Raw genomic sequence first — 24,283 nt, 5'->3', positions numbered from 1 at the left:
TGCCCGGAAACCCGTCCCCGCCGATGTCTACTCGAAGCCGAAGGACCGTCCAATCCGCCGCCCTGACCCGCCTGGCACAGGCCGCTGCCCTGGCGCTGGCCGCCACGCTGGTGGGCTGCCAGAGCACCTCGCGGGTCAGCGAGGCCGACAGTGTCCAAGTGCCCAACTACCAGGCCAGGATCAAGCACAAGCCGGTGCTCATGACCGCCGCGCCCAAGCCGGTGGAGCAGGCACCTCAGGACGTCTGGGAGCGCATGCGCCGCGGCTTCGTACTGCAGGACAGCATCGGCGTCAATCCGCGCATCGAGCAGCAGCGCCTGTGGTTCTCCAGCAACCCGTCGTTCGTCGAGACCGCCGGGGAGCGTGGCAGCCTGTACATGCACTACATCGTCGAGCGGCTCGAGGAACGCGACATGCCGCTGGAGCTGGCCCTGCTGCCGGCGATCGAGAGCGCCTACAACCCCATGGCCTACTCCCGCGCCCACGCGGTCGGCCTGTGGCAGTTCATCCCCACCACAGGCAAGTATTTCAACCTGCGCCAGACCAACTTCTACGATGGCCGGCGCGACATCACCGCATCGACCAACGCGGCCCTGGACTACCTGAGCAAGCTGCACGACATGTTCAACGGCGACTGGCTGCTGGCCCTGGCGGCGTACAACGCCGGTGAAGGCACGGTAAGCCGGGCCATCGAGCGCAACCAGAAGCTCGGCCTGCCGACCGACTACTGGAACCTGCCGCTGCCGCAGGAAACCCAGAACTACGTGCCCAAGCTGCTGGCCCTGTCGCAGGTGGTCATGACGCCGGAAGCGTATGGCGTCAACTTGACCCCCATCGCCAACGAGCCCTACTTCGAGGCCGTGGTCATCAACGATCGGCTGGACCTGACCCGGGTCGCCGCCTTCGCCGACATCGACGAGGACGAGCTGATCCAGCTGAACCCGGCCTTCAAGAAGCGCATGACCGTCGACGGCCCGCAACGCCTGCTCGTACCGACGGCCAAGGCCGAACTGCTCAGCGCCAGCCTCTCGAATCTCAAACCCGAGCAACTGGTGTCGCTGCAACCCCGGAAAGGCGCTTTCGAAGCGGCGCTGGCCGAGGCGTCCGCACCGGTCGCCAAGACGCGCAGCTACCGCGTCAAGCGGGGCGACAACCTGGGCGCCATCGCACGCGCCAACAAGGTCTCGGTCAAGGACCTGCAACGCTGGAACCGTCTGCCAGGCAATCGCCTCAAGGCAGGCCAGGTCCTGGCGCTGCGCGGTGGCAGCGCTCCGTCGGCAGCAGCCAACCGCGTGGCGGCCTCCAAGCAGCGCACCACGCAGTACAAGGTCCGCAAGGGCGATTCGCTGTACATGGTGGCCAAGCGCTTCAACGTCGAGATGAAGCACCTCAAGCGCTGGAACCCCCGCAGCGGGCAGGCCCTCAAGCCGGGCCAGACCCTGACGGTCTACGTCAGCCGCTGAGACGCCGAGGCCTGGCGGATCCCCTCCCCAGGCCCACCTCGTGCGCCATATGAAAGCGGCCTTTTTCGAGGCTGAACAAGCTGTTACTGTAGCCCGATCGAAGCCCAAGCTGCCTGGATCGGATCGCCGACTTGATACGCCCTCTCCTGCTGCTCATCAGCCTGGCCTTGAGCTTTCCCGTCGTCGCGGCCGTCAGCGAAAGCCACGGCTACGCGCAATTCGGCACACTCAAGTACCCGGCCAGCTTCACCCACTTCGACTGGGTCAACCCCCGTGCGCCCAAAGGCGGCACCCTGCGTGCCATGGCCTTCGGCACCTTCGACACGCTCAACCCTTACACCTTCAAGGGCAGCAGCCCGGTCACCACGCCGAACTTCCTGCAATATGGCGTCAACGAGCTCAACGAGCCGTTGATGGTCGGCACGGGCCAGTACGACCCTTCGGGCGACGAGCCGACCTCCAGCTACGGCCTGATCGCCCGCTCGGTGGAGTACAGCGAGGACCGGAGCTGGGTGGTCTTCAACCTGCGACCGCAGGCGCGCTTTCACGATGGCCACCCCATCACCTCGGCAGACGTGGCGTTCTCGTACCGCACCTTGCTCAAGGACGGTCACCCGACCTATCGCACCAGCCTGCAAGAGGTGCAGCGTGTCGACGTGCTCGGCCCGCTGCGCATCCGGTTCGTGTTCAAGCGTGCAGACAACCCCCTGCTGATCCTGCGCCTGGGTGAAATGCCGGTGCTGCCCGAACACTACTGGAAAACCCGCGACTTCAAGGCGACCACCTTCGAGCCCCCCCTGGGCAGTGGTCCCTATCGCATCACCGACGTCGTGCCGGGGCGCCGCCTGGTGTTCGAGCGGGTCAGGGACTACTGGGGCAAGGACCTGGCCGTCAACCGAGGCAAGTACAACTTCGACCGCGTCGAGTACGAGTTCTATCGCGACTCGACCGTCGCCTTCGAAGCCTTCAAGGCCGGTGAATTCGACCTCTACATCGAGCACCAGGCCAAGAACTGGGCCAATGGCTATCGGTTCCCGGCCGTGCGTCGTGGCGAGGTGATCAAGGCGCAGATCCCTCACCGGATCCCGACGCAGACACAAGGGTTGTTCATGAACAGCCGCCGTGGCGCGCTGGCCGACCCTCGGGTGCGGCATGCCCTGGGGTTGATGCTCGACTTCGAGTGGGCCAACCGGACCTTGTTCAGCGACGCCTACCGACGCTCCACCAGCTACTACCCCAACAGCGAATTCGCCGCCACTGGCCTGCCCACGGGTCAGGAATGGCTGCTGCTGGCGCCCTACCGCGGGCAATTGCCAGACGCCTTGTTCACCCAGCCGTACAGGGTCGGCACGACCCACGGCCACGGGATCGACAGAGTCACGCTGCGCAAGGTGCTCGGCCTGCTCGCCGACGCGGGCTGGACCCTCAAGAACCAGCGCCTGGTCGATGCGAAGGGGCAGCCCCTGCGCCTGGAGCTGCTGCTGGTCAACCCCAACCTCGAGCGCATCTTCCAACCATACATGGAGAACCTGGCCAGCATCGGTGTACAGGCGCGCCTGCGCACCGTCGACCGCGCCCAGTACAAGCAGCGCCTGGATCAGTTCGACTTCGACATGGTCCTCATGACCCTGACCCAGACCCTCAGCCCAGGGCTCGAGCAGTGGCAGTACTTCCACTCCAGCCAGGCCACGATCAAGGGCAGCAAGAACTACGCAGGCGTCCAGGACCCTATCGTCGACCACCTGCTCGAGACCTTGCTGGCCGCCAGCACCCGTGACGAGCAGGTCGCTGCGGCCAGGGCGCTCGACCGCGTCCTGTCGTGGCACGACTACATGATCCCCAACTGGTACCTGGACACCCATCGCCTGGCCTACCGCAATCGGTTCGCCTTCGTCGCCACGCCGCCCTACACCCTGGGCCTGAACAGCTGGTGGCTCAAGCCTTCGGAGACCCCCCAATGATGCCCTTGCACCGTCTGCGCCAGTGGGCCGGCAGCCTGTTGCTGGCCTGCCTCGCCCTGCCGACGCTGGCCGCGCCCCAGCACGCCCTGACGCTTTACGACGAGCCGCCCAAGTACCCGGACGGGTTCACGCATTTCGGCTACGTCAATCCGGATGCGCCCAAAGGGGGTGTGTTCCGGCAGTCCGGCACGGGCAGCTTCGACAGCCTCAACCCCTTCAGCAACAAAGGCACCCCGGCCGAAGGCCTGGAGCTGGTCTACGACACGCTGATGCGCCAGAGCCTGGACGAGCCGTTCACCGAGTACGGGCTGTTGGCCGGCAGGATCGAAAAAGCCCCCGACAACAGCTGGGTGCGCTTCTACCTGCGCCCTGAAGCCAGGTTCAACGACGGCACACCGGTCACGGCCGACGACGTGGTGTTCTCCTTCAACACGCTGACGACCCAGGGCGCCCCGTTGTACCGCATGTACTACGCCGATGTGGCCGAGGCGGTGGCCGAAGACGCGCACCGCGTGAGGTTCATCTTCAAGCACAAGGACAACCGCGAGTTGCCGCTGATCCTCGGGCAGTTGGTCGTGTTGCCCAAGCACTGGTGGGCCGACCGCGCGTTCGACGGCACCAGCTTCGAGCCGCCACTGGGCAGTGGCCCCTACCGCGTGGCCGAGGTCAAGCCGGGCCGCTCGATCCGCTACGAGCGTGTCGAGAACTACTGGGCCAAGGACTTGCCGATCAACCGCGGCACGTTCAATTTCGGCCAGATGACCTTCGACTACTACCGCGACAATGCCGTGGCGCTGGAAGCGCTCAAGGCCGGGCAATTCGATTACTGGCTGGAGATGAGCGCCAAGAACTGGGCCACGGCCTACAACGTGCCGGCCGTGCGCGACGGTCGATTGATCCGCGAGGAGCTGCCCAACGGCAACCCGACCGGCATGCAGGGCTTCGTCTTCAACCTGCGTCGCCCCCTGTTCCAGGACGTGCGGGTCCGCCAGGCGCTGAACCTGCTGCTGGACTACGAATGGACCAACAAGCAGCTGTTCAACGGCGCCTATACCCGTACCGGCAGCTACTTCGAGAACTCCGAGATGGCCTCGCGCGGGTTGCCAGGCCTCGAGGAGCTGAAGATTCTCGATCCGCTGCGCGGGCAGATTCCCGAACCGGTGTTCACCACTGCCTTCCACAACCCGGTCACCGATGCCAGCGGCATGATCCGCGACCACCAGCGCGAAGCCTACCGACTGCTGCTCGAGGCCGGCTGGAAGATCGTCGACGACAAGATGGTCGATGCCCAGGGCACGCCCGTATCGATCGAGTTCCTGCTGGTACAGACCGAATTCGAACGTGTCCTGTTGCCCTTCAAGCGCAACCTGGCCGACCTGGGCATCGACCTGAGCATCCGCCGCGTGGACGTGTCGCAGTACATCAACCGCATGCGCTCGCGCGATTTCGACATGATGGTCGGCAGCTTCCCGCAGTCCTCATCGCCCGGCAACGAGCAACGCGAGTTCTGGTCCAGCAGCAGCGCCGACAAACCGGGCAGCCGCAACCTGATCGGCCTGCGTGACCCGGCCATCGATCACCTGGTCGAAGGCCTGATCAACGCCGACTCGCGCCAGAGCCTGATCGCCCACACCCGGGCGCTCGACCGCGTGCTGCTCTGGGGCTACTACGTCATCCCCAACTGGCACATCAAGACCTGGCGGGTCGCCTACAGCAACCGGGTCGGCCACCCCGAGCAGTCGCCGCCATACGACGTCGGCCTGAACACCTGGTGGATCAAGCCTGATGCCACCGCTGCCACGGCCCCGTCTCACCCGGCAGACGCCACTGCCGCTGCCGGAGCGCACTGACATGCTCGCCTACATCCTGCGCCGCCTGCTGCTGATCGTGCCGACCCTGTTCGGCATCCTGGTCATCAACTTCATCATCGTCCAGGCCGCACCAGGCGGTCCTGTCGAGCAGATGATCGCCAAGCTCGAAGGCTTCGAAGGCGCCACCAGCCGGATCGCCGGCGGTGGCGGCGAAGTGGCCGTGGCCGGCTCGAACTACCGCGGGGCCCAAGGCCTGGACCCGGCCCTGGTCGCCGAGATCGAGCACATGTACGGCTTCGACAAGTCGGCGCCCGAACGGCTGTGGATCATGATCAAGAATTACGCACGGCTGGACTTCGGCGAGAGCTTCTACCGTGACGCACGGGTGATCGACCTGATCGCCGAAAAGCTGCCCGTGTCGATCTCGCTGGGCCTGTGGAGCACGTTGATCATGTACCTGGTGTCGATTCCACTGGGCATCACCAAGGCCGTGCGCCACGGCAGCCACTTCGACGTGTGGACCAGTTCGGCGATCGTCGTGGGCTATGCGATTCCGGCGTTCCTGTTCGGCATCCTGCTGATCGTGGTGTTCGCCGGCGGCAGCTACCTGGACTGGTTCCCCCTGCGCGGCCTGACCTCGAACAACTTCGACGAACTGTCGCCCCTGGGCAAGGCGCTCGACTATTTCTGGCACCTGGTGCTGCCGATCACGGCGCTGGTGATCGGCAACTTCGCCACCATGACGCTGCTGACCAAGAACAGCTTCCTCGACGAGATCAACAAGCAATACGTGGTCACCGCCAAGGCCAAGGGCCTGAGCCGCTCGCGGGTGCTCTACGGGCACGTGTTCCGCAACGCGATGCTGCTGGTGATCGCAGGCTTCCCGTCGGCCTTCATCGGCATCTTCTTCACCGGCTCGCTGCTGATCGAGGTGATCTTCTCCCTTGACGGGCTGGGCCTGCTGAGCTTCGAGTCGGCGATCAACCGCGACTACCCCGTGGTCTTCGGCACGCTGTTCATCTTCACGTTGCTGGGGCTGGTGGTGAAGCTGATCGGCGACCTGACCTATACCCTGGTCGACCCTCGCATCGACTTCGACAGCCGGGAGCACTGACATGGCCCTTTCTCCCCTCAATCGACGCCGCTTCGAACGGTTCAAGGCCAACCGCCGGGGGTGGTGGTCGCTGTGGTTGTTCCTGATCCTGTTCGGGCTGAGCCTGGGCGCCGAGTTGATCGCCAACGACAAGCCGATCGCCGTCCACTATGACGGCCACTGGTATTTCCCGGCGTTCAAGCGCTACCCGGAAACCACCTTCGGCGGCGAATTCCCACTGGAAGCCAACTACAAGAGCCCCTACATCCGCGAACTGCTGGCGGCCAAGGACAGCTGGGTGCTGTGGGCACCGATCCCGTTCAGCTACCAGAGCATCAACTACGACCTCAAGGTCCCGGCTCCTGCCCCGCCCTCCACGGAAAACCTGCTGGGCACCGACGACCAGGGTCGCGATGTGCTGGCACGGGTGATCTACGGGTTCCGCATTTCCGTGTTGTTCGCCTTGACCCTGACCGCCCTCAGCTCGGTGATCGGCGTGATCGCGGGCGCGCTGCAAGGGTTCTATGGGGGCTGGGTGGACCTGGCCGGGCAGCGCTTCCTGGAAATCTGGTCCGGGCTTCCGGTGCTCTACCTGTTGATCATCCTGGCCAGCTTCGTGCAGCCGAACTTCTGGTGGCTGCTGGGCATCATGCTGCTGTTTTCCTGGATGAGCCTGGTCGACGTGGTGCGCGCCGAGTTCCTGCGCGGTCGCAACCTGGAATACGTGCGCGCCGCCCGGGCGCTCGGCATGCGCGATGGCGCGATCATGTACCGGCACATCCTGCCCAACGCGATGATCTCGACCATGACCTACTTGCCGTTCATCCTCACCGGGGCCATCGGCACGCTGACCGCGCTCGACTTCCTCGGCTTCGGCCTGCCGCCGGGCGCGCCCTCGCTCGGCGAGCTGGTGGCGCAGGGCAAATCCAACCTCCAGGCGCCCTGGCTGGGCATCAGCGCCTTCGCCGTCCTGGCGATCATGCTCAGCCTGCTGGTGTTCATTGGCGAATCCGCCCGCGATGCGTTCGACCCGAGGAAATGACATGCACGACCGCAACCTGATCGAAGTCCGTGACCTGTCGGTCGAATTCGTCGGCGGCGACCGCGTGCAGCGGGTCGTCGAAGGCGTGAGCTTCGACATCCGGCGGGGCGAGACCCTGGCCCTGGTCGGCGAGAGCGGCTCGGGCAAGTCGGTGACCGCCCACTCGATCCTGCGCCTGCTGCCCTACCCGTTGGCACGTCACCCCAGCGGCAGCATCCAGTACGGTGGACAGGACCTGCTGACGCTGGGCGAAAGACCCCTGCGGCAGATCCGGGGCGACCGCATCGCGATGATCTTCCAGGAGCCGATGACCTCGCTGAACCCGTTGCACAGCCTGGAAAAGCAGATCAACGAGGTGCTGTTGCTGCACAAGGGGCTCAGTGGCAAGCAGGCGACCGCCCGCACCCTCGAGCTGCTCGACCTGGTGGGGATTCCCGAGCCTGCCAAGCGGCTCAAGGCACTGCCCCACGAGCTGTCTGGGGGCCAGCGGCAACGGGTCATGATCGCCATGGCCCTGGCCAACGAACCGGAACTGCTGATCGCCGACGAACCGACCACGGCGCTCGACGTCACCGTGCAGCTGAAGATCCTCGAGCTGCTCAAGGACCTGCAGGCACGCCTGGGCATGTCGCTGTTGCTGATCAGCCATGATCTCAACCTGGTCAAGCGCATCGCCCATCGGGTGTGCGTGATGCAACAGGGGCGCATCGTCGAGCAGGCCGATTGCCAGGCACTGTTCAGCGCCCCGCAGCACCCCTACACCCAGATGCTGATCAATGCCGAACCGAGCGGCGACCCGGCCACCACCGAGGCCGGCCCGCCCCTGCTGGAGATACGCGACCTGCGCGTCTGGTTCCCGATCCGCAAAGGCCTGCTGCGGCGTACGGTGGATCACGTCAAGGCGGTCCAGGACATTCGCTTCAGCCTGCCTCAGGGCCGTACGCTCGGCATCGTCGGCGAGAGCGGCTCGGGCAAGTCGACCCTGGGCCTGGCGATCCTGCGGCTGATCGCCAGCCAGGGCCAGATTAGCTTCGACGGCCAGGACCTGCAGGGCATGACACCGAACCAGGTCCGCCCCCTGCGGCGGCAGATGCAGGTGGTGTTCCAGGATCCCTTCGGCAGCCTGAGCCCGCGCATGAGCGTGGCGGACATCGTGGGCGAAGGGCTGCGCATCCACGGTATCGGTGATGCCCAGGCGCAGCAGGCGGCGATCATCGAAGCACTGCGCGAAGTCGGCCTGGACCCTGAAACGCGGCATCGCTACCCCCACGAGTTTTCCGGCGGGCAGCGCCAACGCATCGCCATCGCTCGCGCGCTGGTGCTCAAGCCGGCGCTGATCCTCCTCGACGAGCCCACCTCGGCGCTGGACCGGACCGTGCAGCGCCAGGTGGTCGAACTGCTGCGCTCGCTGCAGCGCAAGTACAACCTGACCTACCTGTTCATCAGCCACGACCTGGCGGTGGTCAAGGCGTTGAGCCATCAATTGATGGTGATCAAGCAAGGCCAGGTGGTGGAGCAGGGAGACGCCGAGACCGTGTTCGCCACGCCTCGGCATCCGTACACCCGGCAGTTGCTGGAAGCGGCGTTTCTGGTGCCGGAGGCGGCAGAAACGCCGAGGTAGAACGTCACGCCGCGACGCAATGTCGGTCAGGGCGGCGAGGACGGCGGCAGCGACCGGCTGTCGCGACTCCAGTCCAGCAATAGGCTGTACGCCACCGCCAGCAACGTCGGCCCGATGAACAGGCCGATGAAGCCGAAGGCGAGCAGGCCGCCGAACACGCCCAGCAGCACGATGACCAGCGGCAGGTTGCCCCCGCGGCTGATCAGGTAGGGCTTGAGCACGTTGTCCACGCCGCTGATCACGAAGGTGCCCCAGATCGCCAGGAAGATGGCCATGCCGTAGTGCTCCTGCCAGACCAGCCAGACCGTGGCCGGTATCCAGGCCAACGGCGGCCCCATGGGCACCAGGCTGAGCATGAACGTGACGACCCCCAGCACCACGGCGCCCGGGATGCCTGCGATCAGGAAGCCGATCATGGCCAGCAGGCCCTGGGCGGCGGCCGTGCCGATCACGCCGTTGACCACGCGCTGGACCGTGCCGGCCACCAGCGTCAGGTAGTAGTCGGCACGCTCACCGATCAGCCGCTGCAGCAAGCGCAGCACGAAGGCCGCCAGGCGCGGCCCGTCGCGGTAGAAGAAGAACACGAACACGATGCTCAAGGTCAGCTCGAGGATACCGCCCCCGATCTGGGCGCTGCGCGCCAGCAGCCAGTTGCCGACCTGCCCCAGGTAGGGCTTGAGCGACGCCAGCAGTGCCGCGCCTTGCTGGTCGATCGTGTTCCACCCATCGACCAGCCGTTCGCCGACCAGCGGCACCCGGCCCATCCACGGCGGCGCAGGCGGCAGTCCTTCGACCCGGATGTCGCGGATGAAGAGCGTGGCATCGCGAATGTGGTCGGCCAGGTTGAAGCCGAGCCAGACCAGCGGGAGCACCACCAGCAAGGTCCAGACGCCTGTCAGCAGCCCAGCGGCCAGCGTTTCGCGACCGCCCAGCCAACGGGTCAGCACGCGCATGGCCGGCCAGCTGGCGAAGGCGAGGATGGCCCCCCACAGGAGCGCGGAAATGAATGGTGCCATGACCCAGACACCCGCGCCCAGCAGTGCCAAGAGCAGGATCTGGACCAGCAGGCGGTCGTTGTTGGGCAGGAGGGGCGTGCTCAGCGGATCAACTCCACGTGTAGGCCCTTGTCAGCCGTTCGGTTGGTTTCCAGTCGAGTGCCGCGCACGCCGGCGTCGATCAGCTGCTGACGCCAGGCCTCGGGCTGTTCACCGCCGAGCACGACCCGCAGCGTGCTGTCGAGGTTGAGGCTGCGCGCCAGCAACGCGATCCAGGCCGGGCGCACCGTGCCCAGCTCCGGGTAGTCCAGGTGGCCGATGTCGCGCAATTCGCGCAGGACCGTCGCTGGCGTCGGCAACAGCTCGCCCAGGGGGCTGTCGGCGACGAACTCTTCGACGTGCAGGTAGGCACGCCCATTGCCCCGCGTGACGCTGTAGAGCGACACCAGTGCGTCGGGCTGTTCGGCGGAGCGCCGTAGCAGGATGAACGCCTGGCGTTCGTCGCCCCCGTTGAGGCGTGCATTCTTGAACACCTCGTTGGCCCACAGGCTGGCTTCGCCACAGTCGCGACTCTGGCACCAGAACAAGGGATAGCCCCCCTCACGCTGCAACTGCTCGCGTGCGGCGGTGAACGCCTCGCGGGCAGTGCGTTCCTGGGGCAGCTCATAAGTGATCGAGCTGACCTGCCCCCGGCTTTCGACCTTGCCTTCCATGCGCAGACGACCGCTGATCTTGCGCAGTGCGCCCAAGGGATAGACGCGCTCCTGCTGCACGGCAGGCCGCTGGTCCACGACGCGTGCATCGGCTGGCGCGGGCAGTGCATCCGCCTGGCACACCGCTGCGGACACGGCCAGCGTCAGGCCTGCTGCCAGGTACTGTGCGCACGCTCTGCTCATCGATCGCCTGCCGGGGTCGGCTGGCCGTTCGGGCCGTATGGATTGTCTGACATGTACATGGTCGTCTCCCTGATGGACCTGGCAAGCCTCGACACTTGCCCGGCTCAAGTCAAGCGACCCGCAGGAATCGATTGAAACAGTCTGCAACAAGGCAGGCGCCCGCCTCGTCATCCAGGTGCAGGTGATGCCCTCCTGGCAACCACGCACAATCGAACGGCAATGACGTCAACCTCTCGGGTGCATGCGCCAGCAGGCCCTCGGTCGCGATGATCAACTGCGTCGGACAGGCGATACGCTGAACGAACGACAGGGCCTGGCCTTGTGTGAGCCGAACGGGCGAAGGCAAGGTCAGGCGGCTGTCGCTGCGCCAGCTGAAACCCTCGGGGACAGGCTCTAGACCACGCAATGCCAACAGCTCGGCGGCCTCCTGGCTGACCGGTATCTGAGCGTTCATGCGTGCCCTCACGCCCTCCTCGAAAGACGCATAGACCCGCTTGCGGCCTCGCTGCGGGCGCAGGCGGGCCTGCAAGGCCATGCCCAATCGACTGGCGGCCTCCTGTTCCGCCGTCACAGGCGGCAGTACGCCATCGATGAGCGCGAGCTGGCTGACCCGTTCAGGCAAGGCACCGGCCAGCTGTACCGCGATCACCGCACCCAACGAATGGCCCAGGAGGCCGAACCGCTGCCAGCCCAGGCAGTCGGCGGCCCTCACGACGTCCTCCACGTAGCCTGGCAGGTGGTAGTCAGCGCCTGCAGGCCGATGCCCGGAGCGTCCATGCCCGGCCAGGTCGAGCGCGACGATGCGCAGGCCCTCCAGGCGCGGCGCCAGGCGGGCGAAGCTGTCGGCATTGTCCAGCCAGCCGTGCAGCGCCAGGACCGGCAAGCCGTCTGGCGGCCCATACACCCGTGCCGCCAACGTCAGGTGACCGAGGTCCAGGCTCGACTCGCTCGACACCACGCTCATACCTGGCTCCAGCGATCGCACAGCCCCTTGATCAGGCTGGCCGTGTCCACCGGGCGCTCCAGCGGGAACATGTGCCCACCCGGTACCGTGTGATATTCGCCCTTGGGCATCGCACGAATAGCCAAGGCATGGCGAGGCCGTACCACACGACTCTGCCGCCCACCGATCATCGCCACCGGCACCTGCATCTGACGACCAGGCATGGGCAGCTCATGGGGCACGCTTCGATAGATGCCGATCTCGGTCGCAGGATCGAACCGCAGATGCCAGCCCTGCGCGGCCTGCGCCAGCCCATGCTTCAGGTAGGCCTCCAGGCACTCTGGGTCGAAACCTTGGAACAGCGCCTTGCTGGCAAAGTAACGACGCGCGGTCTCGGGGTCGGGGAACGACGCCCGTCGCCCCAGGGTACGCCCGGCAGGCGTGATGCGATCGATCAGGCCGATCTGCTTGGCCCCTCGAATCAACCAACGCTCGATGCGTGTGAACACTGGCGAGTCGAGCATGATCACGCCCCGGTACAGATCGGGTCGTCGCATGGCAGCGTGCAGGTGCAACACGCCGCCCAGGGAATGACCGACCCCCCACACTGGCGCTGGCTGGCCTTGCACATGGTGCAGCAACTCATCGACCAGACCGTGCCAGTTGTCATCCACGGGAAAGCGTGGGTCATGCCCCTGGCAGGCCACGTGGCTCACGCTGTAGTCCGGCGCGAGCGCGGCGAACAGCTTGCCGTAGGTCGCGGAAGGAAACCCATTGGCATGGGCGAAGAAGATCGGCTGAGGCATGGCCATCTCGGTTGTCGACAACGAAGGGCTCATTGTCGAAGGACCGCGCCACCCGAGCAACGTCTGGACAAGTCATCGTCAAGGGCGATCAGGTCAGGCGGATGATTTCACCGTCGAGCGCGACCGGCGCAAGCACGCCTGCAGATAGACCATCTGCTGATCGAGGGCCTCGTATGCCAATCGACGCTGCTCCGCGGACATCTCCAGACGTCGCACCAACAGGCAACTGGCTTGCAGCAGCTGGGCCATGCGTTGGCTGGCCTGGTACAACGCTTCGAACTCGTCATGTTCGGGAAACGCACGCACCAGCTGATCGAGCCGGGCAGTGGCGCTGTCACGCAGCACCCCGTACTCGGCGAAATCCAGGACGGTGTCGTCGCGCACCTTGTCCTTGGTGGTCTGCAGGTTCAGCGAGCGCACCAGCCTCAGGTCGTGAATGGTCATCGAAAGCCCCCCGGCTCATCCGTTGCCCGGAACGTTAGCAAGGGGAAAACGGCCACCACAACTGACAGAAGTGTCAGGTTGCTTTATCAGCCAGGCTGATGCAGCGCTCGCAGTGTCATGCCCCCGGCCAATGCCCAGGCACCCTCCAGCTCGGCCAGACTGGCCGTGGAAAAGCCCACGGGCTGCTGCACGTGACCGTGCTCGAGCAGACTGGCCAGCTCACCCACCAGCGGTTGATGACTGACCAGCAGCACATGCTCCAGGGCCAGCGCATCGAGCTGGCTCAGGACCTCGCGAGGGTCGCTGTCAGGCGTCAGCCAGGCCACGGTGCGAACGGGCACAGGGGTTGCCAAGGCTTGATGAACCAGCGCCGCCGTCTGCTGGGCACGTACATAAGGGCTGGCGATGATCGCCTGCAGCGGCCGTCCGATCAGAGGCTCGGCAGCCCGCAGCGCCTGTGCCCGCCCATGCGCGGTGAGCCGACGCTCGGCATCGCGCTCGGCATGCGGCTGGGCCTCGCCATGGCGCAGGATCCAGACGTTCACGGCTTCGGCCGGTGGCTGGACGTCGAGGTCCCGGGCGTGTGGGGCGCTTCGCCCTCGGGCGCCCGCGGTGTCGGCCAGTCGGCGAAGGGCCAGGGCTTGCTGTCGGTCTGGAACATGCCGAAGCGACCGATCTGCGCCAGGTACTGGCTCAGGCTGTCGCCCAGGTTCATCAGGCCGGCATTGGGCGCGCCATACACCAGGCGATAGATCAGTTGCGCCAGCACCAAGGCCGCCAGCAGCAGTTCGGCCAGTTGCCAGACGACGAGAAAGAGCAGCATCCACAGGACGCGCAGGAGGATCGATTCGTGCTGCTCGGGACGGGAAGAAGGGTTCACGGTAGGCTCCAAGGTCAGTTGAAATCGCGGGTGGAGATGAAATCGACATCGGTCTTGGGTTCGGCACGCATCAGCCACTCGATCACCTGGTCGAGGGTCCGGCCCTCGAAGAGGATCGCGTGCAGCCCGGCGACCAGTGGCATGTACACCTCGAGCGCCTCGGCCTTGGCCTTGAGCACCTTGAGCGTGTTGACGCCTTCGGCGACTTCGCCCAGACGGTTGACGGCGTCGTCCAGGCTCAAGCCCTGCCCCAGGGCATGCCCGACCTGGTAGTTGCGGCTCTTGGGCGACGAGCAGGTGACGATCAGGTCACCCACGCCGGCCAGGCCCATGAACGTCATGGGGTTGGCCCCCTGGCTGACCGCGAACCGCGTCATCTCGGCCAGCGCGCGGGTAATCAGCATGCTTTTGGTGTTCTCGCCCATTCCCAGCGCCACGGCCATGCCGGCGATGATGGCGTACACGTTCTTCAGCGCCCCGCCCAGCTCGACGCCATGCCGGTCGGTGCTGGCATAGACCCGGAAGGTACGCCCGTGCAACACGGCCTGGACGCGCTGACACAAGGCATCGTCCTCGCTCGCCACGACGGTGGCGGTCAGGGCATGTTCGGCGATCTCGCGCGCCAGGTTGGGGCCGGACAGCACGCCGATCCGCGCCTTGGGCGCGATTTCCTCGAGGATCTGGCTCATCAGCTTGAAGCTGTGCGCCTCGATGCCCTTGGTCAGGCTGACCAGCATGCGCCCGTCGAGCAGGCCAGCATGGGGCGCCAGCACGCTGCGCAACGCGCTCGATGGCAGGGCGACGAACACCAGGTCGCAGGCCTGCAGCGTGGCCAGCAGGTCGGTGACCGGCTCGACGCCGTCGCGCAGGCGGATGCCCTTGAGGTAGCGGGGGTTCTCGCGGTGCGTTCGCATGGCTTCGGCCTGCGCGGGGTCGCGCATCCACTGCAACACGCGTGCGCCGTTTTCAGCCAGCAGGTTCGCCACCGCCGTGCCGAAACTGCCCCCTCCCAACACCGCTACAGCTTGCTGTCCAGTCATGTTCCATCCGTCAAAAGCGCTGTCGATAGGTGATGAAGGCATTATACGGAGCCTGCACCACAGGGCCAGTGACAATCACCGCTGGCCGGCGCTGGCAAAAGCCGCCGCGTCGGTTAACATGCCCGCCCTCACACTGACCAAGATCACACCGTGCGCGCAGGTTTCTCTTCCCGATCCCTTCTGCTGGCCGCTGCCCTATGCGGGCCGGCGTTGGCCGATGACTTGTTCGTCGACGATCAAGCCCTGCCCGAGGTGCTGACCGCGACACGGCTGCGGCAGTCGCCGGCCACGGTACCGGGCAGCATGACCGTGCTCGACAGTGCGCTGATCCACGCCAGTGGCGCACGGGACATCCCCGAGCTGATGCGGCTGGTGCCGGGCATGATGATCGGCTACGGCGCCGGCAACCAGCCGACCGTCAACTATCACGGCAGCAACGTCAGCGACGCACGTCGCATGCAGGTGCTGATCGACGGCCGCTCGGTGTACCGCGCCGGGCTGGCGACGGTGGACTGGAGCGACATCCCCGTCGCCCTCGAGGACATCGAACGCATCGAAATCTTTCGCGGCCCGAACACGGTGAGCTACGGCGCCAATGCCTTGATGGCGGTGGTGAACATCCTCACCCGCGCGCCTGCCGACAGCCAGGGCACACGGATGAAGGTGACCCGTGGGCAGAACGGTATCGCCGACTGGTACGCCAGCCAGGGCCTGGGCTGGGACGGCGGCGATGCGCGCCTGTCGCTGTCGGGCGCGGCGGACGATGGTTTCGATCAGGACGCGTCCGGCCACGACTACCGCGACAGCCGACGCTTGAGCCGCTTCAACCTCAGCGTCAGCCAGGCCCTGGCACCCGGACAGCGTCTCGACTGGCAGCTCGCGGCCAAGCAAGGCAGCAACCAGCGGCCCTACACCTACCAGGCGGTCTTCCCCAACGTCGCCGCCGCCGGCAAGGACGCCGACGTCGAAGCCGACGACTACGCCGGTTCGGTGCGCTGGAACATCGCATTCGATGCGCGGCACAGCCTGCACGTGCAAGCTTCGGCGCAGCGTTTCGAACGGCGCCAGGTCTGGCGGGCCTGCGATGCCGCGCTGTCGTTCAGTCCGGAGCTGACCCGTCTCTGGCAGCTGGATCCAGGCTTTGCCGAGCAGGTGGCGCGCGGCATCGCCAACCCGCCGAGCAGCGCCGACCCCGAGCGCCAGGCGCTACGTGACCAGGTCAAGGACCAGTGGGACCATCAAGGGGGCGACCAGGTGGTGTGCGGCGATGTCGACCAGAGCACCCGCGAGTCGCGCTACGACCTCGAGCTGCAGGACACCCTGAGCCTGACCGACAGCCTGCGACTGCTCAGCGGCCTGGGCTACCGCTACGATCGCGCCGATTCGCGGACCTATTTCGATGGCAGCCTGGACGACCAGACCTGGCGGGCGTTTGGCCAGCTGGAATGGCGTCTCGATGACCGCTGGATCCTCCAGGGCGGCGCCATGCTCGAGGACAGTCGCCTGTCCGGGGAGTCGTTCACGCCACGCGTGGCGCTCAACTACCTCATCACCCCGCGCCATGGCCTGCGCCTGGTGTATGCCGAGGCCGTGCGCTCGCCGGACATGTTCGAGAACAACGTCAACTGGAGCTACCGGGTCAACCACCTGACCCCAGCCGCGTTCGGTCAGCGTCAGGCCGAGTATTTCGTCAAGACGCGTGGCCCGGGCGACCTGGACCAGGAGCGCATGCGCTCGCGCGAGATCGGCTATAACGGCTATTTCACCGCCCTGGACCTGAACGTCGACCTCAAGCTGTTCCATGACGAGATCACCGGCATGATCAGCGAGCCGCTGCGCAACAACCAGTACATTGCCAGCAACGCCAACCGCGCGCGGTTCACCGGGAGCGAAGCGCAGCTCGATTGGCAGGCGACCCTCGAAGACCGGCTGCGCGTGACCTATGCCTACGTCGACGCCTGGGCCAGCGCGCCTGCCGATCGCCAGCTCACCGCGCGCAACAGCGGCTCGGTCGCCTGGCTGCGCGACTGGGGCGATGGCTGGTCGAGCGGGGTGTTCTACCTGGGCGACGATGCCCTCAACGGCTACCGTTACGAACGTGCCGACCTGCGCCTGGCCAAGCGCCTGCGCTGGCAAGGCAACCGCCTGGAACTGGCTGCGCTCTGGCAGCAGCGGCTGGACGACGAACCGACCACGCTCGCGCAGAATCGCTACGACAGCCGCCGTCGCCTGAGCTTCAGTGCGGAGCTGCAGTTCTGATGAGGCGCTGGTGGTGTCTGGCGCTGCTGACGCTGGTCTGCCCGCTGGGTTCGCTTTCGGCACACGAAGTGCTGGTGGTGGGCGCGCGGGAAGAGCCGAGCATGCGGGCGTTCGCCGAGGCGCTGCAGGCGCGTCGCCCTGCCGACCACGTGCGCTTCGAAACGGTGACGCAACTGCCGCGCCCTGCCCGGCTCACGCCCGAGACGCGGCTGATTCTGCTCGATGCCGACGCGCTCGAGTGGCGGCTGGGCGAAAATGCCGGCCCCCCTGCCCTGGCCCTGCGCGTCAGCCGCGTCCAGGCGCAGCGCCGCCTGGGTGCGGCGCGGCCTGGGTTCCTCAGCCTGCTGTGGAGCGACCCACCCCTGGACAGGCAGTTGCGCCTGATACGCTACCTGCTGCCCACGGCGCGCCGCGTCGGCGTCCTGCATGGCAACGACAGCGGCTTTCTGCTGGCCGAGCTCAACCGCGCCGCCGCACCGCTCGACCTGGAAGTCGTGGCCCAGGCCTGGCAGCAGCCGACCGACAATCGTCCGCTGCAACAGATTCTGGCCAGCAGCGACGTGCTGCTCGGCCTGGATGACCCTGACGTCTACAACTCCAAGACCGCGAAGAACGTGCTGCTGAGCAGTTATGGCCGGCAACTGGCCCTGATCGGCCCCAGTGCCGGCTTCGTGCGCGCGGGCGCCCTGGCCACCACCTACAGTGACCAGCAGGACTGGCTGAGCGAACTCGATCAGTTGCTGGATCGGCCGCCGAGCCTGTGGCCCCGCAGCCATTACCCTGCCCGCTTCGGTGTGCTCGGCAACCAGCAGGTGGCGCGGGCGCTCGGCCTGGGCCCGATCGACACGAAGGCCGCCGGGCTGGCCCTGACCGAAGAAGGCACGTCGCCATGAGCTTGCGCCTGAACTGGGGCATCCAGACCCGTACCCAGCTCATCAGCCTGGGGCCAGCGCTGTTGCTGACCCTGCTGCTGATCGGCTTCTTCACTTTCGTGCGTATCCAGGATCTGCGCCAGGAGCTCAACCACACCGGGCAGCTGATCGCCAGCCAACTGGCACCGGCGTCGGAATACGGGGTGATCTCCGGCAACAGCCAGGTGCTCGACAGCCTGATGCGCGCTACCTTGAGCATCCCGCACGTGCGCTTTCTCGAGGTGCAGGACAGCCGCAATCACATCCTGACCTATGTCGAGCAACCGGACGCAGGCACCCCGCGACCGCAGCGCATCGAAGTCTTTCAGGCTCCGATCCGCCTCCAGCGCATCGTCCTGGACAACGATTTTCTCGGCCAGGGCAAATACCCTGCGCCGCAGGTCGGCGACGATTACCTGGGCCGGGTGATCGTCGGCATGTCCGACGATGCGTTCAACGAACGGCAGCAGGAGATCGTCATCAAGGCGATCATCCTGGCGCTGTGCGCGCTGGCCTTCACCTTCGTCCTCGCGCGACGTCTGGCCCGTAGCCTGGCACAGCCGATCAGCGACATGGCGCAAACCGTCAAGGCGCTCCAGCAGGGTGATTTCGATACGCCCTTGCCGGTGGCGGACGACAACGAACTGGGGCGCCTGGCCCGTCACATCAACAGCCTGGCCAGCGCCCTGGACCGTGCCAGCCGCGAACAGCAGCAAGCGATCGCCCAACTGGTCCAGGCGCGCGAGGAGGCCGAGCAGGCCAACCGGGCCAAGTCCGACTTCCTGGCCATGATGAGCCACGAACTGCGCACCCCCATGAACGGGGTGCTGGGCATGCTGCAACTGCTGCAGACCACCGACTTGACCCGCGAGCAGGCCGAATACACCACGGTGGCCAGCGAATCGACCGGCCACCTGCTCAAGGTCATCAACGACATCCTCGACTTTTCGCGCCTGGAGCGCACGAGCGTGCAGCTGGAAGCGGTCGCGTTCGCCCCGGGCGACCTGGTCAGCCGATGCGTGCACGCCTTCCAGCACCTGGCGCGGGCGCGCGGCCTGCAACTGGAGACGCACCTGGCCAAAGGTGTGGACGCCTTGCAGGTCATCGGCGATCCGACCCGTATCCGGCAGATTCTTTTGAACCTGATCGGCAACGCGTTGAAGTTCACCGAACAGGGGCACGTCACCGTCGAGGTGCAGTGGCGCCGGCTTACCTCCCAGGCCCTCGAGCTGACCTGCGCGGTGTGCGACACCGGCATCGGCATCGACCCGTCGCGCCTGGAGGCGATGTTCGTGGCCTTCCAGCAAGCCGACAGTTCGATCTCCCGGCGCTACGGCGGCACCGGCCTGGGGCTGTCGATCGCCCGTACGCTCGCCGAACGCATGGGCGGCCGACTGCAGGCGCAGAGCCACGAACACCATGGGTCGACGTTCACCCTGACGCTGCCCTTGCGCTGGGCCTCTCCCGACGTCGAACCGGGCGAGCCTGCCGAAGGCGATACCGCACCGGGCCAGGACCGCGAGGTGCTGGTGGTCGAGGACAATGCCGTGAACCAGACCGTGACCCTCGCCATGCTCCACAGCCTGGGCTACCACACCCAGGTCGCCGGTGACGGGCAGCAGGCGATCGATGCGGTCGAGCAGCGGCGGTTCGACGCGATCCTGATGGACTGCCGTCTGCCCGGCCTGGATGGCTTCGCAGCGACGCGCCGCATCCGGCACCTGCCCCATGGTCAGCAGGTGCCGATCATCGCCCTCACCGCCAGTGCTGCGCCGGGCGATCGTCAGCGCTGCCTGGACGCAGGCATGGACGATTACCTCGCAAAGCCCTTCCAACGTAGCGATTTACGACGTGTGCTCGACCGCTGGACGTCCACTCGAACTGCCGTGACTGGCGATAAATGCTAAAGTGCGGCAGTCTTAAAGACTGGACAGGATGCCCGTCGCACCTGAAAATACGTCTTTTCAGTGCACACTTGTACCTGATCACCGATCCACTGTGACTTTCACCACAACGCAATAGTCTACCTGTAGGCTGCCGACCCGATGCTCATTAGGCTCGGGCCAGGCCGGGAAGATTGCCCCCGCCACCTTGGGGATTATTGAGGAGCTCGCATGACCAAACAAAACGCCTTTACCCGGGAAGACCTGCTGCGCTGCAGTCGCGGTGAGCTGTTCGGCCCAGGTAATGCGCAACTGCCCGCCCCCAACATGCTGATGGTCGACCGCATCACGCACATCAGTGCCGAAGGTGGCAAGTATGGCAAGGGTGAGCTGGTCGCCGAGCTGGACATCAATCCTGACCTGTGGTTCTTCGCCTGCCATTTCGAAGGCGACCCGGTGATGCCAGGCTGCCTGGGCCTGGACGCCATGTGGCAGTTGGTCGGTTTCTTCCTCGGCTGGCAGGACCTGCCGGGCCGCGGCCGCGCGCTGGGTTCGGGCGAGGTGAAATTCTTCGGCCAGGTCCTGCCGACCGCCAAGAAGGTGACCTACAACATTCACATCAAGCGCGTGCTCAAAGGCAAGCTGAACATGGCCATCGCCGATGGTTCGGTCAGCGTCGACGGCCGCGAGATCTACACCGCCGAAGGCCTGCGGGTCGGCGTGTTCACCTCCACTGACAACTTCTAAGGGTTATTCGCATGCGCCGCGTCGTTATCACTGGTCTGGGCATCGTGTCGTGCCTGGGCAATGACAAAGCTACCGTCACCGAAAACCTGCGCAACAGCCGTCCGGGCATTCGTTTCAACCCGGAATACAAGGAAATGGGGCTGCGTAGCCAGGTGTCCGGCTCGATCGACCTCAACCTCGAAGAACTGATCGACCGCAAGGTCTTCCGCTTCGTCGGCCATGCAGCCGCCTACGCCTACCTGGCGATGGCCGACGCGATCAAGGATTCGGGCCTGAGCGAAGAGCAGGTGTCGAACCCACGAACGGGCCTGATCGCCGGCTCCGGCGGCGCGTCGACCCTGAACCAGATGGAAGCGCTGGACATCCTGCGCGAGAAAGGCGTCAAGCGCGTCGGCCCCTACCGGGTCACCCGCACCATGAGCAGCACGGTCTCGGCCTGCCTGGCCACGCCGTTCAAGATCAAGGGCCTGAACTACTCCATCGCCTCGGCCTGCGCCACCAGCGCGCACTGCATCGGCACCGCCATGGAACAGATCCAGATGGGCAAGCAGGACATCGTCTTCGCCGGTGGCGGTGAAGAAGAGCACTGGAGCCAGTCGTTCCTGTTCGATGCCATGGGCGCCCTGTCGAGCAAGCGCAACGACACGCCCGAGCTGGCCTCGCGTGCGTACGATGCGGACCGCGACGGTTTCGTCATCGCCGGTGGTGGTGGCATGGTCGTGGTCGAGGAACTCGAACACGCCCTGGCCCGTGGCGCGAAGATCTACGCCGAAGTCGTGGGCTACGGCGCCACGTCCGACGGTTACGACATGGTCGCCCCGAGCGGTGAAGGTGCCGTGCGCTGCATGCAGATGGCGCTGTCCACCGTCGATGCACCGATCGACTACCTGAACACTCACGGTACGTCCACGCCGGTCGGCGACGTTGCCGAGATGAAGGGCGTGCGCGAAGTGTTCGGCGACAAGGCACCGGCCATCAGCTCCACCAAGAGCCTGTCCGGTCACTCGCTGGGCGCTGCGGGCGTGCACGAGGCGATCTACTGCATGCTGATGATGGAGAACAACTTCATCGCCGGCTCGGCCAACATCGATGAGCTGGACCCTGCGGTCGCCGATCTGCCGATCGTTCGCCAAACCCAGGAAGACGCCAAGATCGATACGGTCATGAGCAACAGCTTCGGCTTCGGCGGCACCAACGCCACCCTGGTGCTCAAGCGCTGGCAGGGCCAGTAACACCGCCCTGGCGACACGCAACGCCCCGCCCGTTTCGCGACCTGAGCGCCCTGCTCACGCGAAGCAGGCGGGGCGTTCGCGTTTCCGCCTGCCTGCGCTCGGTCATTTGGCTTTGGGCAACAGCGCCAGGAAGTTGTCCCGCGCCACCCGACGCGCCACGGGTTCGGGCAGCGCATCGAGAAACACGTCGAAACCGTGCATCTGCTCGCCCAGGCTGTCGAAGCGCCCGACCACGTCCGAGCCCAGCAGGAAGCGATCAGGAAAGCGCGTGACCAGCTCGACCCAGGCCTGGCGAGGCTTGCCCTGCGCGTCCAGCAGATAAGGCTCGCGCACGCTCCACGACAGGTCGATGAACAGGTTGGCATGGTGCTCGAGCAATCGAGTGACCTCAGGCAGCAGGAAATCCATCTGCGTCTGGTGGCGGTGGATTTCCAGGCTGGCACCAGCGTGCGCCCAGATGAAGCGCGTCTGCGGATGCTTGCCCAATGGCCCTTCGATTTCAGCCAGGTACAGCGGGTTGCGCTCGCGCTTGGAGGTGATGTTCGAATGCACCAGCACGGGCAGGTCGCGCTTGGCGGCCAGCGTGTAGATCAGGTCCATCGCTTCGTTGTTGGCCCGTGGTGTATCACCGCTGGTCAGGGCCGTCAGGTCGTCATGGCGCGTGAAGACCTCGCCCAGGCCTTGCCAGAAACCCGGGTACAGGTCGAGCATGCGCTCGACATGGGCGGCCGCATTCTTGTCGACCGGATTGAAGCCACTCAGAAAGGGATGAAAGCGCTGACGCTGCGCAGGCGGCAGGCCTTGCAAGGCAGCGGCCACGTACACGTCCGTGGCGCTGTACCAGTACGCCGCCGCATCGTCCCCGGCGTAGTAACGAGGGCGCTTGGGTTCGTCCTCGTGCCACTTCTTCGCCACCGGGATGCCCGAGATCATCGAATGCTCGATGCCGGCGGCATCCATGGCCTTCAGCAGCGCCGGCATGCCTTCGCTTTCCTGGAAGAAATCCACGTAATGCAGGTGGGCGTCACTGTAGCGATACTCACGCCCGAGCGCCGGCTGGCACAGCACGATGGCCAGCGCCATCAAGGTCAGGTTCTTGCCACGCATGCCTCGCTCCTCAGGGGTCAACCGCTGGGATAGACCGAGCGAGGCACGCGTCGGTTCAGCAACGTCGGCAAGGCCGCTCGACGACAGGTTCACTCGACCAGGCCGGCTTCCTTGAGCGCCGTCAGCGCCGCCAGCCAGCGCGGCTGCGCACGGTAGTCGATACCGGCCGTGCCACGGCCGCGCATCCGCGCGATACGGGGCGAAGGACTGACGCCGAGACGCTGGGCGGCCGACAAGGCCAGCTCGGCCGCCGCACGGTCGTTACAGACCAGCCCCATGTCGCACCCGGCCGTGAGCGCGGCCTCGATGCGACTGGCCGCATCGCCGACCACGTGGGCACCGGCCATCGACAGGTCATCACTGAAAATCACGCCGTCGAAACCCAGCTCACCGCGCAGGATGTCCTGCAACCAGCGGCGCGAGAACCCGGCAGGCAGTGTGTCGACCTGAGGGTAGATCACGTGGGCCGGCATCACGGCGGCCAGTCGATCACCCAGTCGCGCGAACGGCAGCATGTCGACCGCCCGCAGCGTCTCGAGGCTGCGCTCGTCGGTCGGAATGGCCACGTGCGAGTCCGCCTCGGCCCAGCCATGGCCTGGGAAATGCTTGCCGCAGGCCGCCATGCCTGCCGCCTTCATCCCGTCAATGAAAGCACCGGCCAGCGCCACCACACGCTGCGGATCACCCTCGAAGGCGCGGGTGCCGACCACGGCGCTACGCTGGTGATCGAGGTCGAGCACAGGTGCGAAGCTCAGGTCCAGGCCTGCTGCCAGCACTTCGGTCGCCATCAGCCAACCACAGGCTTCGGCCAACGACGAGGCATTGGCGCATTCGCCGATGGCGCGCATGGCGGGCAAGCGCACGAAGCCCTGACGCAGACGCTGGACCCGCCCGCCCTCCTGATCGACGGCCAGGATCAGGTCAGGCCGTATGGCGCGAATGGACGCGCACAGTTCACGCACCTGCCGGGGGCTGTCGATGTTGCGTGCGAAGATGATCAGGCCCGCTACTTCGGGCTGACGCAGCAGGTGCCGGTCCTCGGCGGTCAGCCAGGTGCCGGCGATGTCCACCATCAGGGAGCCTTGCAGGCCAATGGGCATGTTGAATCCTTAGCGTGAAACGCAGCGTACGAAAATGAAGAGGCGCCCG

21 protein-coding genes are annotated in these 24,283 nt (G+C 66.0%); 11 read left to right on the top strand and 10 right to left on the bottom strand.

All coding sequences use genetic code 11. The features are described 5' to 3' along the window. The first annotated feature begins 23 nt into the window (after positions 1 to 23). From G7Z99_RS01650 to G7Z99_RS01625, 6 genes are all read left to right on the top strand, one after another. Entirely contained in the window at positions 24 to 1,463 is a 1,440-nt protein-coding gene (locus G7Z99_RS01650) for a transglycosylase SLT domain-containing protein (protein WP_181091412.1), read from the top strand. 131 nt (positions 1,464 to 1,594) lie between these two features. Then, positions 1,595 to 3,424: an extracellular solute-binding protein gene (locus G7Z99_RS01645; protein WP_181091410.1), complete on the top strand. Its 1,830-nt coding sequence runs from the start codon at positions 1,595 to 1,597 to the stop codon at positions 3,422 to 3,424. Continuing rightward, complete coding sequence (locus G7Z99_RS01640) at positions 3,421 to 5,274, top strand: extracellular solute-binding protein (RefSeq protein WP_181091408.1); 1,854 nt, start codon at positions 3,421 to 3,423, stop codon at positions 5,272 to 5,274. The genes G7Z99_RS01645 and G7Z99_RS01640 overlap by 4 nt, the downstream gene beginning before the upstream one ends. Before the next feature lies 1 nt (position 5,275). Continuing rightward, positions 5,276 to 6,349 (top strand): microcin C ABC transporter permease YejB, encoded by a 1,074-nt coding sequence (locus G7Z99_RS01635; protein WP_181091406.1) that lies wholly within the window; start codon positions 5,276 to 5,278, stop codon positions 6,347 to 6,349. Between the two features lies 1 nt (position 6,350). Continuing rightward, positions 6,351 to 7,370, top strand: a complete 1,020-nt coding sequence (locus G7Z99_RS01630) for an ABC transporter permease (RefSeq protein WP_181091404.1) — start codon at positions 6,351 to 6,353, stop codon at positions 7,368 to 7,370. 1 nt (position 7,371) lies between these two features. Further along, positions 7,372 to 8,991 (top strand): ABC transporter ATP-binding protein, encoded by a 1,620-nt coding sequence (locus G7Z99_RS01625; RefSeq protein ID WP_181091402.1) that lies wholly within the window; start codon positions 7,372 to 7,374, stop codon positions 8,989 to 8,991. 26 nt (positions 8,992 to 9,017) lie between these two features. Here G7Z99_RS01625 and G7Z99_RS01620 read toward each other — a convergent pair whose 3' ends face one another. From G7Z99_RS01620 to G7Z99_RS01585, 8 genes are all read right to left on the bottom strand, one after another. Further along, on the bottom strand, positions 9,018 to 10,076 hold the full coding sequence (locus tag G7Z99_RS01620; RefSeq protein WP_181091482.1) for an AI-2E family transporter: 1,059 nt from the start codon (positions 10,074 to 10,076) through the stop codon (positions 9,018 to 9,020). 11 nt (positions 10,077 to 10,087) lie between these two features. Further along, positions 10,088 to 10,882, bottom strand: coding sequence for a DUF4892 domain-containing protein (locus G7Z99_RS01615; protein WP_181091400.1), 795 nt, complete (start codon positions 10,880 to 10,882; stop codon positions 10,088 to 10,090). Positions 10,883 to 10,991: 109 nt separating this feature from the next. Next, entirely contained in the window at positions 10,992 to 11,846 is an 855-nt protein-coding gene (locus G7Z99_RS01610) for an alpha/beta hydrolase (RefSeq protein WP_181091398.1), read from the bottom strand. Beyond that, the gene (locus G7Z99_RS01605; protein WP_181091396.1) at positions 11,843 to 12,631 is read right to left on the bottom strand and encodes an alpha/beta fold hydrolase; all 789 of its coding nucleotides are present in this window, start codon (positions 12,629 to 12,631) and stop codon (positions 11,843 to 11,845) included. Before G7Z99_RS01605 ends, G7Z99_RS01610 begins: the two co-directional genes overlap by 4 nt. A gap of 93 nt (positions 12,632 to 12,724) precedes the next feature. Next, on the bottom strand, positions 12,725 to 13,075 hold the full coding sequence (locus G7Z99_RS01600; protein WP_181091394.1) for a hypothetical protein: 351 nt from the start codon (positions 13,073 to 13,075) through the stop codon (positions 12,725 to 12,727). Between the two features lie 86 nt (positions 13,076 to 13,161). After that, complete coding sequence (gene sixA / locus G7Z99_RS01595; RefSeq protein ID WP_181091392.1) at positions 13,162 to 13,620, bottom strand: phosphohistidine phosphatase SixA; 459 nt, start codon at positions 13,618 to 13,620, stop codon at positions 13,162 to 13,164. Continuing rightward, positions 13,617 to 13,955 (bottom strand): DUF4389 domain-containing protein, encoded by a 339-nt coding sequence (locus G7Z99_RS01590; RefSeq protein WP_181091390.1) that lies wholly within the window; start codon positions 13,953 to 13,955, stop codon positions 13,617 to 13,619. Before G7Z99_RS01590 ends, sixA begins: the two co-directional genes overlap by 4 nt. 14 nt (positions 13,956 to 13,969) lie before the next feature. Then, positions 13,970 to 14,995 carry an NAD(P)H-dependent glycerol-3-phosphate dehydrogenase gene (locus G7Z99_RS01585; RefSeq protein WP_181091388.1) on the bottom strand — a complete coding sequence of 342 codons (1,026 nt, stop codon included), beginning with the start codon at positions 14,993 to 14,995 and terminating at the stop codon, positions 13,970 to 13,972. Between the two features lie 150 nt (positions 14,996 to 15,145). Between G7Z99_RS01585 and G7Z99_RS01580 the strand changes: the two genes are divergently transcribed. The 5 genes from G7Z99_RS01580 to fabB all read left to right on the top strand — a co-directional run bounded on the left by G7Z99_RS01580 (position 15,146) and on the right by fabB (position 22,027). Further along, positions 15,146 to 17,254 carry a TonB-dependent receptor plug domain-containing protein gene (locus G7Z99_RS01580; protein WP_308812267.1) on the top strand — a complete coding sequence of 703 codons (2,109 nt, stop codon included), beginning with the start codon at positions 15,146 to 15,148 and terminating at the stop codon, positions 17,252 to 17,254. After that, positions 17,254 to 18,147: an ABC transporter substrate-binding protein gene (locus G7Z99_RS01575; protein WP_375139123.1), complete on the top strand. Its 894-nt coding sequence runs from the start codon at positions 17,254 to 17,256 to the stop codon at positions 18,145 to 18,147. Before G7Z99_RS01580 ends, G7Z99_RS01575 begins: the two co-directional genes overlap by 1 nt. Continuing rightward, complete coding sequence (locus tag G7Z99_RS01570) at positions 18,144 to 20,072, top strand: ATP-binding protein (RefSeq protein WP_181091386.1); 1,929 nt, start codon at positions 18,144 to 18,146, stop codon at positions 20,070 to 20,072. The genes G7Z99_RS01575 and G7Z99_RS01570 overlap by 4 nt, the downstream gene beginning before the upstream one ends. A gap of 207 nt (positions 20,073 to 20,279) precedes the next feature. Continuing rightward, positions 20,280 to 20,795, top strand: coding sequence for a 3-hydroxyacyl-[acyl-carrier-protein] dehydratase FabA (fabA, locus tag G7Z99_RS01565; protein ID WP_181091384.1), 516 nt, complete (start codon positions 20,280 to 20,282; stop codon positions 20,793 to 20,795). Positions 20,796 to 20,806: 11 nt separating this feature from the next. Next, a complete protein-coding gene (gene fabB, locus G7Z99_RS01560; protein ID WP_181091382.1) occupies positions 20,807 to 22,027 on the top strand; it encodes a beta-ketoacyl-ACP synthase I in 1,221 nt (406 codons plus the stop codon). A 102-nt stretch (positions 22,028 to 22,129) separates the two neighbouring features. Here the strand turns inward: fabB and G7Z99_RS01555 are convergent, their stop codons facing one another. After that, the gene (locus G7Z99_RS01555) at positions 22,130 to 23,134 is read right to left on the bottom strand and encodes an amidohydrolase family protein (protein WP_181091380.1); all 1,005 of its coding nucleotides are present in this window, start codon (positions 23,132 to 23,134) and stop codon (positions 22,130 to 22,132) included. Between the two features lie 89 nt (positions 23,135 to 23,223). After that, a complete protein-coding gene (gene nagZ / locus G7Z99_RS01550) occupies positions 23,224 to 24,222 on the bottom strand; it encodes a beta-N-acetylhexosaminidase (protein WP_181091476.1) in 999 nt (332 codons plus the stop codon). Between the last annotated feature and the right edge of the window lie 61 nt (positions 24,223 to 24,283).

Origin of the sequence: Pseudomonas entomophila, from assembly GCF_013523165.1 — a bacterium.
GTDB classification, from domain to species: Bacteria; Pseudomonadota; Gammaproteobacteria; order Pseudomonadales; family Pseudomonadaceae; genus Aquipseudomonas; species Aquipseudomonas entomophila_A.
The sequence above is the reverse complement of the archived record's forward strand: the minus strand, read 5'-3'. Positions and strand labels throughout refer to the sequence as shown.